The sequence below is a fragment of the Pinisolibacter aquiterrae genome (assembly GCF_019160155.1).
GTDB classification, from domain to species: domain Bacteria; phylum Pseudomonadota; class Alphaproteobacteria; order Rhizobiales; family Ancalomicrobiaceae; genus Pinisolibacter; species Pinisolibacter aquiterrae.
In genome coordinates this window covers 92024-110034 of record NZ_JAFNIH010000041.1, presented here as the reverse complement: position 1 = coordinate 110034, position 18011 = coordinate 92024, and the positions used below count along the sequence as shown (strand labels likewise).

11 protein-coding genes and 1 tRNA gene are annotated in these 18011 nt (G+C 69.8%); 8 read left to right on the top strand and 4 right to left on the bottom strand.

Going from position 1 to position 18011, the window contains the following annotated elements; translation table 11 throughout:
- Nucleotides 1-63: 63 nt before the first annotated feature.
- From J3S89_RS15980 to J3S89_RS15955, 6 genes are all read left to right on the top strand, one after another.
- A complete protein-coding gene (locus tag J3S89_RS15980; protein ID WP_217928738.1) occupies nucleotides 64-1155 on the top strand; it encodes an endonuclease/exonuclease/phosphatase family protein in 1092 nt (363 codons plus the stop codon).
- Entirely contained in the window at nucleotides 1152-1904 is a 753-nt protein-coding gene (locus J3S89_RS15975; protein WP_217928736.1) for a hypothetical protein, read from the top strand. Before J3S89_RS15980 ends, J3S89_RS15975 begins: the two co-directional genes overlap by 4 nt.
- Nucleotides 1901-2824 (top strand): PhzF family phenazine biosynthesis protein, encoded by a 924-nt coding sequence (locus J3S89_RS15970; protein ID WP_217928735.1) that lies wholly within the window; start codon nucleotides 1901-1903, stop codon nucleotides 2822-2824. The genes J3S89_RS15975 and J3S89_RS15970 overlap by 4 nt, the downstream gene beginning before the upstream one ends.
- A 243-nt stretch (nucleotides 2825-3067) precedes the next feature.
- Nucleotides 3068-5437 carry a methyl-accepting chemotaxis protein gene (locus J3S89_RS15965; protein WP_217928734.1) on the top strand — a complete coding sequence of 790 codons (2370 nt, stop codon included), beginning with the start codon at nucleotides 3068-3070 and terminating at the stop codon, nucleotides 5435-5437.
- Between the two features lie 424 nt (nucleotides 5438-5861).
- Nucleotides 5862-7448 (top strand): 2-isopropylmalate synthase, encoded by a 1587-nt coding sequence (locus J3S89_RS15960; RefSeq protein ID WP_217928733.1) that lies wholly within the window; start codon nucleotides 5862-5864, stop codon nucleotides 7446-7448.
- Between the two features lie 171 nt (nucleotides 7449-7619).
- Nucleotides 7620-7695: transfer RNA gene (locus tag J3S89_RS15955), tRNA-Lys, on the top strand.
- Between the two features lie 108 nt (nucleotides 7696-7803).
- On the opposite strand, the gene J3S89_RS15950 is transcribed toward J3S89_RS15955, so the two are convergent.
- Entirely contained in the window at nucleotides 7804-8484 is a 681-nt protein-coding gene (locus J3S89_RS15950; RefSeq protein WP_217928732.1) for a TetR/AcrR family transcriptional regulator, read from the bottom strand.
- 396 nt (nucleotides 8485-8880) lie between these two features.
- Between J3S89_RS15950 and J3S89_RS15945 the strand changes: the two genes are divergently transcribed.
- Nucleotides 8881-10050: an HlyD family secretion protein gene (locus J3S89_RS15945; RefSeq protein WP_230489196.1), complete on the top strand. Its 1170-nt coding sequence runs from the start codon at nucleotides 8881-8883 to the stop codon at nucleotides 10048-10050.
- 28 nt (nucleotides 10051-10078) lie between these two features.
- Nucleotides 10079-11665, top strand: a complete 1587-nt coding sequence (locus J3S89_RS15940; protein WP_217928730.1) for a DHA2 family efflux MFS transporter permease subunit — start codon at nucleotides 10079-10081, stop codon at nucleotides 11663-11665.
- A gap of 212 nt (nucleotides 11666-11877) precedes the next feature.
- Here J3S89_RS15940 and J3S89_RS15935 read toward each other — a convergent pair whose 3' ends face one another.
- From J3S89_RS15935 to J3S89_RS15925, 3 genes are all read right to left on the bottom strand, one after another.
- On the bottom strand, nucleotides 11878-13479 hold the full coding sequence (locus J3S89_RS15935) for an MBL fold metallo-hydrolase RNA specificity domain-containing protein (RefSeq protein ID WP_217928729.1): 1602 nt from the start codon (nucleotides 13477-13479) through the stop codon (nucleotides 11878-11880).
- A gap of 142 nt (nucleotides 13480-13621) precedes the next feature.
- The gene (locus J3S89_RS15930) at nucleotides 13622-16720 is read right to left on the bottom strand and encodes an efflux RND transporter permease subunit (protein WP_217928728.1); all 3099 of its coding nucleotides are present in this window, start codon (nucleotides 16718-16720) and stop codon (nucleotides 13622-13624) included.
- 5 nt (nucleotides 16721-16725) lie between these two features.
- On the bottom strand, nucleotides 16726-17928 hold the full coding sequence (locus J3S89_RS15925) for an efflux RND transporter periplasmic adaptor subunit (protein ID WP_217928727.1): 1203 nt from the start codon (nucleotides 17926-17928) through the stop codon (nucleotides 16726-16728).
- Between the last annotated feature and the right edge of the window lie 83 nt (nucleotides 17929-18011).

Below are 18011 nucleotides of genomic sequence, written 5' to 3'. Positions count from 1 at the left end.
GGTTTCGCGCTAGGGATGGGAGGTCCGGCACCGGCCCGGCCGGCTTCGCGAACGAGGGGCGTCATGACCGTCAGGATCGCCACGTTCAACGTCGAGAATCTGTTGCGCCGCTTCACGGCGGACCGCGACCGGCGCACCGGCGCCTGGATCCCGGACGCGGCGGTCGGCCTCTACGACCACGAGTCGGAGGCCGAGGGGCGCCTGATCGAGCGCGCCCTGCAGGTGTCGATCTCCGACGACCAGCGCCAACTGACGGCGCAGGCGATTCGCGACTGCGACGCCGACGTCCTGTGTCTCCAGGAGGTCGACGGGCACGATGCGCTGCGGTGGTTTCACGACCGCTATCTGCGCCGCGCGCTCGACGAGCCCTACGAGCATTTCGCCCTGCTCGACGGCAACGACCGGCGCGGCATCGACGTGGCGGTGGCGAGCCGTCGCGGGTGGCCGATCCGGGTGATGAGCAACGCCACCCTCACCTATCGCGATCTCGATCTCTTCGACGACGATCTGCGCCGCTGGGGCTCGACGCCGGACGACCGCATCTTCAAGCGCGACGCGCTCGAGGTCGAGGTCGAGACCGCCGACGGCCCGCTCACGCTGTGGATCTGCCACTTCAAGTCCATGACCGAGGGGCGCGACAAGACCATGGCGGTGCGCCGGGCCGAGGCGCGCGCGGTGCGCCGGCTGGTCGAGGCGAAGTTCGGCGCGCGGACCGCCTCGGCCGATTGGGCGATCCTCGGCGATCTCAACGACTACCGCGACCATCTGATGCTCCGGCGCGGCGAGGACGGCACCCTCGAGGCGATCGGCGAACGGGTGGTGGCGACGGGGTTCGATCCGTTCCATGCCGATCACTTCGCCGTCGATCTGGTCGAACGGCTGCCGCCGATCGAGCGCTGGACCCATTTCTGGGCCGAGGGGCGAGAACTGGCGGCCCTCGACCACGTCTTCGTGTCGCCGGCTCTCGCCCGCGCCAATCCGGACGCGCGGCCGAGCGTGATCCGGTCGGGCCTGCCCCATCGGGTGCCGGTGGAGCGGATGCGGCCGGCGCCGGCGCGGTTCGAGCGCTATCCGCGGGTCGGCTTCGACCGGCCGAAGGCCTCCGACCATTGTCCCGTGGCGGTCACGCTGCGCCTTTCGGGGTCCCGCCCGTGAATCCGATCGACGACGCCCTCGACCACCCCCTCCGCTTCGCGTCGGTGGATCTCGCCGTCGCCGACGAGCCGCTCGAGCTCGAGGCTTTCGAACGAGCTGCCGTCGCGGCGCATTGGCGCGTGGCGCAGGCCGCCAATCCGGCGCTGTGGAACGGTTCGGCCTTCCTCTTCGACCGGGTCGAGGCGAGGGGCGCCACGCTCTCGGCGCGGGCACGGCCGACCGATTTCGCGACGCTGCTCCACGTCCTCCGGGGCGGGCTCGCCGAGCGCGGGTTTCGCCACCTCTTCCCCGTCGCGGCGGTCACCAGCCGCGACGGCCGCCTGCTGGTCGGACGGCAGAGCGCCACCACCGCCAATGCCGGCCTCAGCTATCCGCCGTCGGGCTCGTTCGACCACGAGGACCGCCGCGACGGCCGGCTCGATCCGATCGCCAACATGCACCGCGAGGTGTTCGAGGAGGTCGGGTTCCGGCTCACGGCCTGCGCGGCCGATGCCGGATGGTGGGTGATCCCGTCGGGGGCGGGGCGGCTCGCGCTGGTCAAACGCCATCGCTTCCCCCTCGACGCCGCCGCGCTCACCGCCGCGATCGAGGTTCGCGACGGCGAGCTCGATCGGCTCCGCATGGTCGCCTTCGACGATCCGCTCGCCCTCGAGGCGAGCGTGCCCTACGTTCCCCGCCTGCTCGCCCTGCTCGCCGCCGACGGCGAGGGGGCGGCCGCGCCGCTCACGCCCCCGGAGGGATCGCCATGACACGCCGCCGCTACGTCGTTCTCGACGTCTTCACCGATCGCGCCCACGCCGGCAATCCGCTCGCCGTGGTTCTCGACGGCGACGGCCTCGACACGGCGGCGATGCAGACGATCGCCCGCGAGTTCAACCTGTCGGAGACGGTGTTCGTGCGGCCGGCGGCCCGGCCGTCCCATTCGGCGGCGCTGCGGATCTTCACCCCCGGCCGCGAGCTCCCCTTCGCCGGTCACCCGACGGTCGGCACCGCCGCGCTGCTGGCGGAGGAGCGCTTCGGCACGCCCGAGAGCGGCATCGACGCGATGGTCGTGCTCGAGGAGACGGTCGGGACGATCCGCGCGGCGGTGCGGCTCGATCCGGTCCGCGCGACCTATGCCGAGTTCGATGCGCCGCGACTGCCGGCGCGGGTCCCGGGCGAGATGCCGGACAAGGGCGCCATCGCCGACGCGCTCGGGCTCGAGGCGACCGAGATCGGATTCGAGAACCATGTTCCCTCGGTGTTCGACGCCGGCGTCGCCTTCGTCTTCGTGCCGATCGAGGGGCTCGACGCGATCGGCCGCGCCCGCCTCGATCCGGCCCGGTGGCTGGCCGCCTTCGGAGAGGCCGAGGCCTTTTCCGTCTTCGTCTATTGCCGCGAGACGCGCAATCACGACAGCGCCTTCCACGCCCGCATGTTCGACTTCGGCTTCGGCATCGGCGAGGACCCGGCGACCGGATCGGCGGCGGCGGCCTTCGCCGGGGTGATCGCCGCCTTCGACACGCCGACCGACGGAACCCATCGGGCGCGGATCGAACAGGGTTTCGAGATGGGACGGCCGAGCCTGATCGACCTCACCACCGAGTTCCACGAGGGCCGCCTCGCCGCCTTGCGCATCGGCGGATCGGTGGTCCGCGTCGCCGAGGGAGAGCTTCTCGGCACGCCGTGATCACCCGTCACGCGCGACACGAACGAAGGGCGGCGAAGGATTCGCCGGGCGACATTTCACGTTCGACTGGATTACGCCGCGCAACTTCGGGTCACGTCACCCTCAATCTTCCGTGACATCGTGCCCCGGATCATGAAATTTCATCGTATTCGACGCGGCGCCGTGCAGACGGCGCCCAGATAAACCCTGGGTTAACGAAAGCCGTCGACCTTGAAGGGAGGTCTCAGAGACGGATCCCTCGCGATGCAGAAACTCAAGATTTCGGAACGGCTGATCCTGGCGGTCTTCCCGGCGCTCGCCGTGCTGACGGCGGTGATCGGGTATCTCGTGTGGGAACGGCTCGACGCCATCACCCGATCCGATCAGGTCGTCGCCTTCACGGAGACGGCGCAGTCGGTCGCCGCTCTCGTCCACGAGCTGCAACGCGAACGCGGTGCCTCGGTCGGCTTCGTCGCCTCCAAGGGCGAGACGCCGGCCCCGCGCGGCCTCATGCTGGCGCAGCGAAAGCGCACCGACGTCGCCGCCGAGGCCTACCGGGCGCTGCGCACCCGAGAGGGACGCGCGGCGCTCGACGGCCGGGTCGAGGCGGCGCTGCGGAAGGCCGACGCCCGGGTCGCCGACATGACGCGGTTGCGGGCCTCGATCGACGATCTCTCGTTGCCCGTGCCCGGCGTGCTCGCCGGCTATTCCGGCATGATCGACGACTTCTTCCACACCACCGCCGAGGTGCTGAAGAGCGTCGACGACGCCACCGTGACGACCTCTCTGATCACCCTGCAGTCGCTGATGGCCGCCAAGGAATATGCCGGCCAGGAACGCGCCACCGGCAACGCGCTGATCGCCGGCGGCGGGTTCGAACCCGCCCGCTGGAAGGCCTACGTCGAGACCTCGGCGCGCGAGAGCGACCGTCTCGGCGAATTTCGCATGTTGGCGGCCGGCGTGCACGACGATCTGATCGCCACCCTCGACGCCTCCAAGGCGCTCGCGACGGTGAACCGTCTGCGCCGGGTCATCGCCACCGGACAGGAGAGTGGACGCCTCGACGGCGTCACCACCGGCGAGTGGTGGATGGCGACCACCGACTGGGTCGACGAACTCAAGGATCTCGAGGACACGCTCAGCCAGGCGCTCGCCGCCGACGCGATGCGGCACGCCTCGGCGTCGCGGCAGCAGTTCCTCGTCTTCACCGCGATCGGCCTGATCAGCCTGATCACCGCGGCCGGCATCGGCTTCCTGGTGGCGCGCTCGATCACCCGGCCGATCGGCCGCGTGAGCGGGATCATCGACAAGATCGCCGCCGGCGACACCTCGGCGACGGCCCCGGCCCCCTTGCCGGCGCGCTCCGAGATCGGCCGCGTCTCCAACGCCATGCGCCAATTCCTCGACGCGCTCGCCGAGAGCCGGCGGCTCGAGGACGAGCGCGCCGCCCTCGACGCCCGCGCGGAGGCCGAACGGCGCGCCGTTCTGATGTCGATGGCACAGGAGGTGGAGCGGGCGACCGAACAAGGCATGAGCGAGATCGTGCGCGGGTCCGGCGACGTCCAGACCCAGGCCCGCGACATGCTCGAAACCCTGCGCACCGTCGGCGCCGCCGCCTCCGAGGCCGCCTCCTCGGCGGAGACGACGCGAACCCTCAACGCCGACGCGGCCGCCATGACCACCCAGGTGATCATGGCGATCGGCGAGATCGCCGACCAGATCGGCCGATCCTCGACGCTGACCCGCGACGCGGTCGGCCGCGCCGACCAGTCGCGCGAGGCGATCGACGGGCTCTCCCGGGTCACCTCCGACATCGGCGAGATCGTCTCGACGATCGCCGAGATCGCCGGTCAGACCAATCTCCTCGCCCTCAACGCCACCATCGAGGCGGCGCGCGCGGGCGAAGCCGGGCGCGGGTTCGCCATCGTCGCCCAGGAGGTCAAGGAACTGGCCGGGCAGACCGCCAAGTCGACGGAGGAGATCGGCCGCAAGGTCGCCGAGATCCAGACCGCGACCAAACGCGCGGTCGGCGCGATCGGCTCGGTCACCGACCAGATCGCCACGCTCGACGGGGTGTCCTCGGCGATCGCGGCGGCGATGGAGGAGCAGCGGGCGGCGATGAACTCGTTCTCCGACTCGGTGGAACGCACCAACACCGCCGTCGACGACGTGGCGCGGCGGATGATCGACATCGCCGACCGCGTCGCCCATTCGACCACGTCGGCGGAGCGGGTGACCGACGTCTCCGACGCGATGAAACGATCCTCCGACCGCGTCCGCGCCGAGATCCCGGCGATCGTCGAGGAGGCGACCCGCAAGGCCGAACGCCGGGAGACCGATCGCTGGTCGAGTTCGGCGGAGATCGGCATCGTCGTCGACGGGCGCGAGACGCGCACCACGCTCGCCGACATCTCGCGCGACGGCGCGCGCCTGACGCCGGTTCCGGGCCTCAGGCGCGGCGGCTCGGTCCTGCTGGTGGTCGAGGGCCGCAAGGTCGAGGCGGAGGTGGTTTGGACCGAGGCGACGGAAGTGGGCGTCCATTTCGCCCGCTCGATCGAGGCGGCCCTGGTCGAACGACTGGGCGAGGCGATCGTCTCGCATTCCAAACGGGTGACCTCGGCGAAGGCGGCGTGAAAATCGCGCTTGCGTCGCCGCGTCATCGCCGGTATCTCGAAAGGGCTCGCGGTCTCGTCCCGGGACCGCGAACCCTGAACTTCAGGATCCGTCACGTCAGGATCCGTCAAGAGCGGGCCGATGGCGCGAAGCGCCTCGGTCCGATGGCTTCGACGAGCGAAACGAGGCTCGAACCCGGAATGATCGCGCGAGACATCTCATCGCCGACGATCGATGCGCCCTTCCGCGCCACGGGTTCGCTCGCCCTTCTCGCCGCCTCGCTTCTTCTCCTTATCGGCCCCTGAGCGCCGACCGGCTTCCTCCATGAGCGGGAAGCGGGCACTCAGGGGATCCGCAGCGAACCGGCCACCGAACACCCTTCGGCGCCGACGACGGACCTCAGACATCTCCGTCCCGCGCCGCACCGATATCGAGGACAGATCCGATGAACGCCGTTCCCTCCTCCCGTGAACGCATCCGCATCTTCGACACCACCCTGCGCGACGGCGAACAGTCCGCCGGCGCCTCGATGACCTTCGACGAGAAGCTGCAGGTCGCCGACATCCTGGACGCCATGGGCGTCGACGTGATCGAGGCGGGCTTCCCGATCGCCTCCCAGGGCGACTTCGAGGCGGTCTCCGAGATCGCCCGCCGTCTGCACAATGCCGTACCGGCGGGCCTGGCGCGCGCCGCCAACAAAGACATCGACCGGGCCGCCGAGGCGCTGCGCCACGCGCATGCCTTCCGCATCCATACCTTCATCTCCACCTCGCCGGTGCACATGAAGTACAAGCTGCAGATGGAGCCCGACGCGGTCCTCGAGAAGGTGTTCGCCTCCGTCTCCCGCGCCCGCACCCACACCGACGACGTCGAATGGTCGGCCGAGGACGCGACCCGCACCGAGCACGACTTCCTGTGCCGCTGCGTCGAGGCGGCGATCAAGGCCGGCGCCACCACGATCAACATCCCCGATACCGTCGGCTACACCACGCCGGAGGAATATCGGGCCCTGTTCGAGATGCTGATCAACCGGGTGCCGAACGCCGACAAGGCGATCTTCTCGACCCATTGCCACAACGATCTGGGCATGGCGGTCGCCAATTCGCTGGCCGGCGTGATGGGCGGCGCGCGGCAGGTCGAATGCACCGTCAACGGGCTGGGCGAGCGGGCCGGAAACGCGGCGCTGGAAGAGATCGTCATGGCGATCCGCACCCGCGCCGACGCCTTCCCCTTCACCACCGGCATCAAGACGCCGATGCTGACGCAGGCCTCCAAGCTGGTCTCCACAGTCTCGGGCTTCCCCGTCCAGTACAACAAGGCGATCGTCGGCAAGAACGCCTTCGCCCACGAGAGCGGCATCCATCAGGACGGCATGCTGAAGCACGTCGAGACCTACGAGATCATGCGCCCCGAGGACGTCGGCGTGCGCGAGACCAATCTGGTCATGGGCAAGCATTCCGGCCGCCACGCCTTCCGCGAGAAGCTGAAGGATCTGGGCTACGATCTGGGCGAGAACGCCTTCGAGGCCGCCTTCACCCGGATGAAGGATCTGGCCGACCGCAAGAAGCACGTCTACGACGAGGACATCGAGGCCCTGGTCGAGGACGGCATCACCTCGGCCGCCGAGGGCGCCAAGGTGATCGCGCTGACCGTCATCGCCGGCACCGGCGGACCGCAGAAGGCGATCATCACCATGGACGTCGACGGCCACCACGTCACCAAGGAGGCCAACGGCACCGGCCCGGTCGACGCCACCTTCAACGCGATCAAGGCGATCCTGCCGCACGAGGCGCGGCTGTCGCTCTATCAGGTCCATGCGGTGACCGAAGGCACCGACGCCCAGGCGGAAGTCTCGGTGCGGCTCGAGGAGGAGGGCCGGGTCGCGACCGGACGCGGCGCCGACGTCGACACGCTGGTCTCGTCGGCCAAGGCCTATGTCGCGGCGCTCAACAAGCTGTCGATCCGGCGCCAGAAGGCGACCGATCCGGCCGCGGACGCCTCCGAGCCGGTCCGGGTCGGCGAGCGCATCTGAGCGAGATTCTTTTGGAAAAGTCGCGCCGCCGGGGCCTCTCCGGCGGCGTTTCTCATTCATCCACAGGCGCTTGGCGTCGATGCGAAGAAACTTTGCCGACCCTGTTGCATCGCGGGCCGCACCCCGCTATACGGATGCCACTTCGCCGGGCGGCACCGCCGGCCGACGGAAGGGCGCATAGCTCAGTTGGTAGAGCAGCTGACTCTTAATCAGCGGGTCACAGGTTCGAGCCCTGTTGCGCCCACCACTCCTTCCCTCCGGACGGAGTGCCCTTCGCAAAGAGCCGCCTTCGGGCGGCTTTTTCGTTTTTCGGTCCCACGCCGGCCTTCCGATCACGCCGCGCGCGATCGAGCCGTCACGGCTTCGGCGCGTAGGCGGCGAGGAAGACGTCGACGGCATTGCCGACGGTCGTCTCGATCTCGTCGTCGGAAATCGTGTCGGAGACGCAGAACATCATCCGGCGGACGCCGTCGCCCTGACACATCTGGATGAACAGGGTCGCGGCGAGGCGGCTGTCGGGGAGGACGAGTTCGCCGCCGGCGGCGAGACGATCGAAGAAGCCGGCGAGGCGTTCGGTGCCGTAGTTCGGTCCGGTCTCGTAGAAGGCGCGGCCGATCTCGGGGAATTTCGGCGAGACCGCCATGACGGTGCGCACCTGGGCGATGTGCTCGGGCAGCATCAGCTTGGCGGTCAGGCGGCGGCCGAGACCCGTCAGGACCGAACGGATGTCCTCGCCCGGCCGACGCTCGCCCCACAGACAGGCCTGTTCGGCCTGCTGCCGCTTGTCGTGGCGGATGAGCGCGGCGAAGAGCTGGTCCTTCGACTGGAAATAGACGTAGAGCGTGCCCTTGGAGACGCCGGCGGCCTTGGCGATGTCGTTCATCGAGGCGCCGTCGAAGCCGTCGCGCAGGAAGACGGCGCGGGCGCCGTCGAGGATCTGGCGCGCCTTCTCGTCGGAATGGCCGAAGATTCCGCCCTGAGCCGGCGCGTGCGCGCCGGCCTCGCTCGAATGGGTTCGCTTGGCGGGATCGTTCATGCCTTGGTTCTTTCTCTTGCCTCGGTCGGCGCCGTCGCACCGCGCGGCGCTCGTCTCGCTCCCGCGATCTCTCCCGGGCGGGGACGCTCGCACGCCCGGGGTCGCGCGGGAAGACGCCCTCTCGGCGGGATCCCCACCTCGCCGCCCCGAAGAGCGGCGCGACTGGAGTTTCACGCCAAATTGACCGAACCGTTCGGTTCGATGTTGATCTAGGCGCGCGCCTGCGCTATGTCAACGGTCAATGACCGAACCGTTCGGTTCGATCGCGCCGTGCATCCCTTCGTCGACCGTCTGCGAGCCGCCGTTCCCGAACGGCCGGTTCGAGGGAGAGATCGCGGGTGGCTCGCGTGGTCCCGGACCTCGGTCGCAGACGACGCTTCCGACACGAGAGGCCGCATGGCTCGCAGCGAAACCACCCCCGGCAGCGGCGGCACGCCGCCCGTGACCCCGCCCGCCGCCCCGGCGGCTCCGACGGCCACCGCCGCCCCCACACCCACGGCCGCCAACCGCACCTCGACGCGTGGCAACGCCCGCCGCAAGCGGCTGATCCTCGGCACGCTCGCGCTGGCGGCGCTCGGCTTCGTCGGCTGGAAGGGCTGGCATTGGCTGACCGAAGGCCGGTTCCTGATCTCCACCGACGACGCCTATGTGAAGGCGGAGACGGTGACGATCGCGCCCCGCGCCTCCGGTTTCGTCACCGAGGTGCGGGTCTCCGACCTGCAGCACGTGAAGCGCGGCGACGTCCTCGCCGTGATCGATCCGGGCGACGCGGAACTGGCGGTGAAGGCGGCGGAGGGCAAGCTCGCCACCCAGGACGCCACGCTCGGCCGCATCGACGCCCAGATCGTCGCCGCCCGGGCCGGGATCGATCAGGCCGAGGCCAATCTCGCCGCCGCCCGTTCCGACGTGGCGCGGACCCAGGCCGACTTCCGGCGCGCCTCGACCCTGGTCAAGTCCTCGGCGGGCACGCAGCAGGCGCTCGACACGGCGCTGGCCGCCCGCGACCGCACCGCCGCCGGCGTCGCCGTCGCCGAGGCCGGGATCGAGAACGCCCGCGCCTCGCTCGCCGTCGTCGAGGGACAGCGCCGCGAGGCGGCCTCGGTGCGGAACGAGCTCGCCGTCGCGCTCGACAAGGCGCGGCGCGACCATTCCTTCACCGAAGTGCGCGCGCCGATCGACGGCGTCGTCGGCAACAAGGCGGTGCAGGTCGGCATGTACGTCGTCCCGGGCACGCGCCTGCTCGCGCTGGTGCCGCTCGACGAGGTCTATGTCGAGGCGAACTACAAGGAGACGCAGATCGGCGACATCCGTCCCGGCGCCCGCGCGGTTCTCGCGGTCGACGGCGTGCCGGGCCGGCACATCGAGGGGCGCGTGGTCGGGCTGTCGCCGGCGACGGGCGCGCAGTTCTCGCTGCTGCCGCCGGAGAACGCGACCGGCAACTTCACCAAGATCGTCCAGCGCGTTCCGGTCCGCATCGCGGTTCCGGCCGAGGTCGCCCGCGAGGGGTTGCTGCGGGCCGGCATGTCGGTCGAGGCGGACGTCGACACCCGCACGGAGCGGAAGTGAGCGCGGCCGCGCCGGGGAGGAGGGCGGGATGAGCACGACCACGACGGCCGCGCCGGCGGCCGGCCCGCGCCCGATCGAGCCCAATTTCGAGCCGCGCCGGGTCTTCGCCTTCATGAGCATGGTCTTCGGCATGTTCATGGCGATCCTCGACATTCAGATCGTCTCGGCGTCGCTCGCCGAGATCCAGGCGGGGTTGTCGGCGTCCGCCGACGAGGTCGCCTGGGTTCAGACCAGCTACCTCGTCGCCGAGGTGGTGATGATCCCGCTGTCGGGCTTCCTGTCGCGGGTGCTCTCGACGCGGATCCTGTTCGCGATCTCGGCCGCCGGCTTCACCGCGATGAGCGTCGCCTGCGCCATGTCCTCCTCGATCGAGGAGATGATCGTGTGGCGGGCGCTGCAGGGCTTCATCGGCGGCGGCATGATCCCGACCGTGTTCGCCTCGGCCTACACGATCTTCCCGCGCTCCAAGCAACCGATCATCGCCCCGATCATCGGCCTCGTCGCGACGCTCGCCCCGACCATCGGCCCGACGCTCGGCGGCTGGCTGACCGAGATCTTCTCCTGGCACTGGCTGTTCCTGGTCAACGTGGTGCCGGGCATCCTGGTCACCACGGCGGTGTGGCTCCTGGTCGACTTCGACGAACCCGACTTCTCGCTGCTCGAGAACTTCGACTGGGCCGGGCTCGGCGGCATGGCTGTGTTCCTCGGCGCGCTCGAATATTTCCTCGAGGAGGGACCGGCCAAGGGCTGGCTCGACAGCGACGTGATCGTCCTCACCGGCCTCGTCTCGGCCTGCGGCGGGATCCTGTTCTTCTGGCGGGCCTTCACGGCACGACAGCCGATCGTCGATCTCGGCGCCTTCCTCGACCGGAACTTCTGGACCGGATCGCTCTTCTCCTTCGTGATGGGCATCGGCCTCTACGGGCTCACCTATCTCTACCCGGTCTATCTCGCCCGGGTGCGCGGCTATTCGGCGATGATGATCGGCGAGACCATGGCGGTCACCGGCATCTGCATGTTCGTCGCCGCTCCGATCGTCGGGCGGTTGATCACCAAGGTCGATCCGCGCCTGATGATCGCGGCGGGGTTCGCGGGCTTCGCGCTCGGCACCTGGCAGGTCTCCTACGTCACCAAGGACTGGGACTTCTGGGAACTCCTGGTGCCGCAGATGCTGCGCGGCTTCTCGCTGATGACCTGCATGGTGCCGATCAACAATCTGGCGCTCGGCACGCTGCCGCCGGAGCGGATCAAGAACGCCTCCGGCCTCTTCAACCTCACGCGCAACCTCGGCGGCGCGGTCGGTCTCGCCCTCATCAACACGGTGATGAACGACCGTATGGACCTCCACCTCGAGCGCCTGCACGAGCGGGTCGCCTGGGGCAACGTCAAGGCGGAAGAGATGCTCGCCTCGCTGACCACGGCGATGGCGAGCCGGGGCTCGGACGCGGCCCTCGCCGCCACCTCCAAACTCACCGGCATCGTCCGGCGCGAGGCACAGGTCTGGGCGATCGGCGACGTGTTCCTGGCGCTCACCTTCCTCTTCGTCACCCTGGTGGTGATGGTTCCCCTGATGCGGCGCCCGCGCGCCCATACGGGTCCGGCCGGCGGTCACTGACCGACGCTCTCCCGATCGGACCGGCGACGAGACCGGGGCGGCGGTTCCCCCTCGCCCCGGTCTCGTTCGTCCGTTCGGGAGCCGGCTTCCTACCGTCGGTCATCGAAGACGACCGACGGCAGTCCCGACGCTAATTTCTCATGCCTCCGACGCAGACGGGAAATTCGCGTTTCTTCAAAGGACGGGTGCGTCGGCGCCTTCGGCCTCCGGTATCACGCGTCCTCGAGCGCGCGCCGGATCTTGCGGATGACCACGCCGCGCGCTCGATCGTCGGCGGCGCCGGCCAATTGCGCCTCGAGATCGAGCAGCAGCGACTGCCAGTCGTTGTGCCAATCGGGATGGCCGGAGCGGTTCGGATCGATCCGCGGCGGACGGGTCGGATCGCCGACGTCGACGGCGCCGCCGATCTCCAGCCGGTAGGCCCCGTCGAGCGAGGGGGCGAGGATCCGGCCGGCGGGATAGAAGGCCTCGATGCGCGCCCGCAGCCCGGCGATCGCCTCCTCCTCGCCGTGGACCAGGAAGACGCCGCCCTCGACGGGGAGGCGATGGCGGACCCATTCGGCCAGCTCCGGCCCGTCGGCGTGGCCGCTGTAGAGATCGAGCCTGCGGATGCGGGCGCGCACCCGGATCGGGTCGCCCTGGATGCGGACCTCGCTCGCGCCCTCCTCGAGGATGCGGCCGAGGGTGCCGGCGGCCTGATAGCCGACCAGCAGCACCGTCGCCTCCTCGCGCCACAGCCAGTTCTTCAGGCGATGACGGATGCGGCCGGCCTCGCACATGCCGCTGGCGGCGATGACGATGTGGAAATCGTGGATGTCGTCGAGGGCGATCGACTGGGCGACCGTCTCGGTGAAGCGGATGTGATGGGCCTCCATCGCCCGGATCAGCCGGCCGCCCTCCTCGAGCTCGCCGGCATGACGGCGGAAGACCTCGCTGGCGCGGGTCGCGAGCGGGCTGTCGATGTAGATCGGGCATTTCGGCACGTCGCCGCGATCCATCAGCAGGGCGAGATCGGCGAGGAGCTCCTGGGTGCGCTCGACCGCGAAGGAGGGGATCAGCAGCACGCCGTCGGCGCGCCAGGCGGCCTTCACCTCGGCCTTCAGGGTGGCGCGGCGGTGCTCCTCGGTCACGTCGGCGCGGTCGACGTCGCCGTAGGTCGATTCGCAGATCACATAGTCCCAGATCTTCGGCGCGACCGGATCGTGTTGCAGCAGCTTGTGGGCGGGGCCGACGTCGCCGGAGAAGAGGAGGCGCAGGGGTCGCGCCGGCGTCTCGATCTCCATCTCGACCGAGGCCGAGCCGAGCAGGTGGCCGGCGTTCCAGAAGCGGATGCGGATGCCGGGGACGATCTCGCGCCAGGTCTCGAAGGGGACGGCGCGGAAGCGCTCGATCGTCGCCATCGCGTCGTCGGCGGTATAGATCGGCGCGACGGCGGCGCGGCCGCGACGGCCGTTGCGGCGATTGAGGCGCTCGACCTCGATCTCCTGGATGTGGCCGCTGTCGGGCAACATGACGGCGGCGAGGTCGATGGTCGGCGGCGTCGCGTAGATCGGGCCGCGGAAGCCGTCGCCGACCAGTTTCGGCAAGAGGCCGGAATGGTCGATGTGGGCATGGGTCAGGACCACCGCGTCGACACTGCGCGCCTCGAACGGGAAGGCGCGATAGTTCAGCTCCTTCTCGGTCTTGGAGCCCTGGAAGAGGCCGCAGTCGACGAGGATGCGGCGGTCGCCGATCTCGATCGCGTGGCAGGAGCCGGTCACCGTACCGGCGGCGCCGTGGAAGCGGAGGATGGGGAGGGTCCCGTCGTCGGTCATGGCGCGCCTCGTCATCGGGCCGGCGTGCGACCACGCCCATCGCGGCGACGCCGTCTCGAATTTAAGCACGTCGGCGGCGTCTTCCCATGGGCCGAAACACGGACGCGCGGTCTCGGCCCTCGGTCGTCCTTCGCGACCCGCCTCACGCCGCCTCGGGATCGGCCTCGTCGAGATGGACCCGCCGCGACCGGGTCAGCGGATCGAGCAGCAGATAGACCACCGGGGTCATGTAGAGGGTGAGGATCTGCGACACCACCAGACCGCCGACCACCGCGAGGCCGAGCGGCTGGCGCAGCTCGGCGCCGGCGCCGATGCCGAGCGCGATCGGCAGGGTGCCGAGGATCGCCGCGAGCGAGGTCATCATGATCGGCCGGAAGCGCAGGAGACAGGCCTCGTGCACCGCCTCCACCGCCGAGAGGCCGGAGGCGCGGCGTTCGACCGCGAAGTCGACGATCATGATGGCGTTCTTCTTGACGATGCCGATCAGCATGACGATGCCGATCATGGCGATCACCGAGAGGTCGAGCTTGAAGAACTGGAGCGTCAGGAGCGCGCCGATACCCGCCGCCGGCAGGCCGGAGAGGATGGTGAGCGGATGGACGAAGCTCTCGTAGAGGATGCCGAGCACGATGTAGATCACCAGCACCGCCGCGAAGATCAGCATGCCCTGACCGGCGACGGCGTCCTGGAACACCTGCGCCGTGCCGGAAAAGCCGGTCTGGACGGTCGCCGGCAGACCGACGTCGTGCTCGATGCCCTGGATCGCCTCGACGGCCTGGGAGAGCGCCGTGCCCGGCTGGAGGTTGAAGGAGATCGTCACCGCCGGCAGCTGACCCTTGTGGGTCACCAACGTCGGCGCCGGGGCCTCGCGCACACTCGCCACCGCGTCGAGCGGCACCGTCATGCCCGAGGGCGTGCGGATGGTGAGCCGGCGCAGCAGGTCGGGACTGGTGGTGAAGTCCTCGCCCGCCTCCAGGATCACCGAATAGGCGGCCGTGTCGGTGAAGATGGTCGAGACGACGCGCGAACCATAGGCCGAATAGAGGCGCGAGCGCAGCTGATCGACGGTGAGGCCGAGCCGGGCGGCACGATCACGGTCGATGTCGACGATCGCTTGCCGGCCGCGCACCTGGAGATCGGAGGAGACGTCGACCACGCCGGGGATGCGGCGGATGCCCTGTTCGAGCCTCGGGGCGATCTCGCGCAGTTCCTGGAAGTCGGTCGCCTGGACGGTGTACTGCCACTGGGCACGGCTGAAGGTCGTGCCGATGTTGATGTTCTGGACGTTCTGGAAGAAGGCGTTGATGCCCGGCACCTTGGCGGTCGCCCGACGCAGCCGCGCGATCACCTCGTTCGAGGAGGACTTGCGCTCGGGCTTCGCCTTCAGCTGGACGAACATGCGGCCCGAACTCTGGTTGGCGCTGGCGGAACCGGCGCCGACGGTCGACATCACGCTGACGACGTCGGGATCGGCGGCGACGATGGCGGCGACCGCCTTCTGGCGCTCGGCCATGGCGGTGAAGGAGACGTCGTCGGGACCCTGGGTCGAGCCGGTGAGGAGGCCGGTGTCCTCCTGCGGGAAGAAGCCCTTGGGCGTGTCGCGATAGAGCATCGCGGTCCAGGCGACGGTGGCGAGGAGCACCACCAGCATCGCCCATTTGGCCTTGAGAACCCAATCCAGCGACCAGGAATAGAAGCGCGTCACCACGGTGAAGACGGCGTCGAAGGCGCGGACGACGAAGTTCGGACGCTTGTGGAGGTGGTTCTCGTCGATGATGCGGGCGGCGAGCATCGGCGTCAGGGTCAGCGAGACCACGCCGGAGATCAGGATCGCCAGGGTGATGGTGAGGCCGAACTCGAAGAACATGCGCCCGACCACGCCGCCCATGAAGAGGACGGGGATGAACACCGCCACCAGCGACAGCGTCATCGAGACGATGGTGAAGCCGACCTCGGCCGAGCCGAGGAAGGCGGCGCGCATCGGTTTTTCGCCCATCTCGACGTGACGCATGACGTTCTCGAGCATGACGATGGCATCGTCGACGACGAAGCCGACGGCGAGCGTCAGCGCCAGCAGCGAGATGTTGTCGAGAGAGAAGCCGAGCAGGTACATGCCGGCGAATGTGCCGATCAACGACACCGGCAGGGCGAGCGTCGGGATGATGGTGGCGCGGGCCGACTTCAGGAACAGGTAGATGACGCCGATCACCAGCGCCATCGAGATCGCCAGCGTCAGTTCCACGTCCTCGATCGAGGCGCGGATCGACTGGGAGCGGTCCTGCATCACCTGGAGGTCGATCGCCGGCGGCATGTCGGCGGTGAGCTTGGGCAGGATGCCCCGGATGCGGTCGACCACCTCGACGGTGTTGGCGTCGGGCTGGCGCTGGATCGCCAGCATGATGGCGCGGGTGCCGTCGAGCCAGGCGGCGACCTTGTCGTTCTCGACGCTGTCGCGCGCCTCCGCCACGTCGGCGAGGCGGACGGGGGCGCCGTTCTGCCAGGAGACGATCAGTGGCATATAGCCCGCCGCGCGATCGATCGGGCCGGTCGCGGCGAGCGTCACGGTGCGGTCGGGGCCGGTCAGGGCGCCGACCGGCGAATTGGTGTTGGCGCTGGCGACCGCCGTCTTGAGGTCGTCGACGGTGAGGCCGCGCGAGGCGAGCGCGTCGAGGTCGGCCTTGATGCGCACCGCGTATTTCTGGGCGCCGTAGACGTTGACCTGGGCGACGCCGGGCAGCGTCGAGAGGCGCTGGGCGATGGTGGTCTCGGCGTAGTCGTCGACGTCGGAGAGCCTCAGGAGATCGGACTTCAACGCCAGGAACAGGATCGGCTGGTCGGCCGGGTTGACCTTTCGGAAGCTCGGCGGTTCGCTCATCTCGCCCGGCAGCTGGCGCTGGGCGGCGCCGATCGCCGCCTGGACGTCGAGGGCGGCGCCGTCGATGTCGCGGCCGAGATCGAACTGGAGCGTCACGTTGGACGAGCCGGTGACCGAGGTCGAGGACATGGCCGAGAGGCCGGCGATGCCGGAGAACTGGCGCTCCAGCACCGAGGCGACCGAACTCGCCATGGTCTCGGGGCTGGCGCCGGGCAGTTTCGCCGTCACCGAGATGGTGGGGAAATCGACGCGCGGCACGGCGGCGACCGGCAATTGGCGATAGCCGAAGAGGCCGGCGGCGAGGAAGGCGACCATCACCAGGATGGTGGCGACCGGCCGGCGAATGAACGGAGCCGAGATCGACATGGGCGTCACGACCCCGACTTGGGGCCGGCCGGCGCGTCGGCGAGGATCTCGACCGTCGCCCCGGGCGCCAGCCGCAATTGTCCCTCGGTGACGACCCGATCTCCGGCGGCGAGGCCCTTGCTCACCGCGCTCGCGCCGTCGACGGTGCGGTCGACGACGATCGGGCGGACCTCGGCCGTGCCCTTCTCGCCGATCACCCAGACATAGGCGCCCTTCTGGCCGATCTGCACCGCACCGGCCGGGACGACCAGCGCGCCGGGGTCGTTGCGCAGGCGCAGACGAACATGGACGAATTCGCCCGGCAGCAGCCGTTCGTCGGCGTTCGGGACCAGCGCCTTGACGCCGAGCGTGCCGGTGGTGGCGTCGAGGGCGTTCTCGATGAAGGCGACGCGGCCGACCCGGGGCTCGCGCTCCGACCCGCCGGGCAGGCCGACCTCGACCGGCACCTCGCCGCGCCCGAGCGCCGCGCGCAGACGGCCGACCATGGCCTGGGGCACCGCCACCGCGACATGGATCGGGTCGAGCTGATTGATGGTGGCGAGCACGGTGGAATCGGCGGCGCGCACCGACGAGCCCGGCTTCAACGGCAGCGAGCCGACGCGGCCGGCGATCGGGCTGCGGATGATGCAGTAGGAGGCCTGGACCTCGAGATTGTCGAGGGCGGCCTGATCGGCGTCGATGGTCGCCTCCTGCGCGGCGACCAGGGTGCGGGCCGACTCGAGGTCGCGGTTCGACTTGGTGCGGCTGGCGACCAGTTGCTCGGTGCGTTCGAGGTCCGACTGGACCAGCGCCAGTTGGGCGCGATCGCGGGCGAGCACGGCGCGGGCCTGGGCGGCTTGGGCGCGGATGGCGCGGCTGTCGAGGGTGAACACCACCTGCCCGGCCTCGACCCGGTCGCCCTCGGCGACGCCGACACTCTCGATCTGGCTGTCGACGCGGGTCTTGACCGGGATCGAGGCGACGGCCTGCGTGGTGCCGACCAGATCGAGCACCACCGGCACGTCGGCGGCGCGCGCCGCGACGACGCGCACCGGCGCCGCCGGACGCTTCGGAGCCTCGGGCTTCGCAGCCTCGGCGGCGGGCTTGGCCGGCTCGGCCGCGTAGGCCACGAAGGTCGGTGGAAAGACGGCCCAGACGGCGGCGAGAAGGGCACAGGCACGAGCGATCCGAACGCCACGACGCGGGCGAACGAACAGGTCCAGGGACATCGAGGCGTCTCCGAGGGTCCGACGAAGGTCGGACGCGCCCCCGACCCAGAGGCGTGCCGTACGTCCCTCATAGGGTCGGAGCC

What these genes read in the sequence shown, in the direction of transcription:
- J3S89_RS15945 (WP_230489196.1), top strand. Translation starts at nt 8,881, where the DNA reads ATGGCTCGCAGCGAAACCACCCCCGGCAGCGGCGGCACGCCGCCCGTG.
- J3S89_RS15950 (WP_217928732.1), bottom strand. Translation starts at nt 8,484, where the DNA reads ATGAACGATCCCGCCAAGCGAACCCATTCGAGCGAGGCCGGCGCGCAC.
- J3S89_RS15930 (WP_217928728.1), bottom strand. Translation starts at nt 16,720, where the DNA reads ATGTCGATCTCGGCTCCGTTCATTCGCCGGCCGGTCGCCACCATCCTG.
- J3S89_RS15965 (WP_217928734.1), top strand. Translation starts at nt 3,068, where the DNA reads ATGCAGAAACTCAAGATTTCGGAACGGCTGATCCTGGCGGTCTTCCCG.
- J3S89_RS15940 (WP_217928730.1), top strand. Translation starts at nt 10,079, where the DNA reads ATGAGCACGACCACGACGGCCGCGCCGGCGGCCGGCCCGCGCCCGATC.
- J3S89_RS15980 (WP_217928738.1), top strand. Translation starts at nt 64, where the DNA reads ATGACCGTCAGGATCGCCACGTTCAACGTCGAGAATCTGTTGCGCCGC.
- J3S89_RS15925 (WP_217928727.1), bottom strand. Translation starts at nt 17,928, where the DNA reads ATGTCCCTGGACCTGTTCGTTCGCCCGCGTCGTGGCGTTCGGATCGCT.
- J3S89_RS15935 (WP_217928729.1), bottom strand. Translation starts at nt 13,479, where the DNA reads ATGACCGACGACGGGACCCTCCCCATCCTCCGCTTCCACGGCGCCGCC.
- J3S89_RS15960 (WP_217928733.1), top strand. Translation starts at nt 5,862, where the DNA reads ATGAACGCCGTTCCCTCCTCCCGTGAACGCATCCGCATCTTCGACACC.
- J3S89_RS15970 (WP_217928735.1), top strand. Translation starts at nt 1,901, where the DNA reads ATGACACGCCGCCGCTACGTCGTTCTCGACGTCTTCACCGATCGCGCC.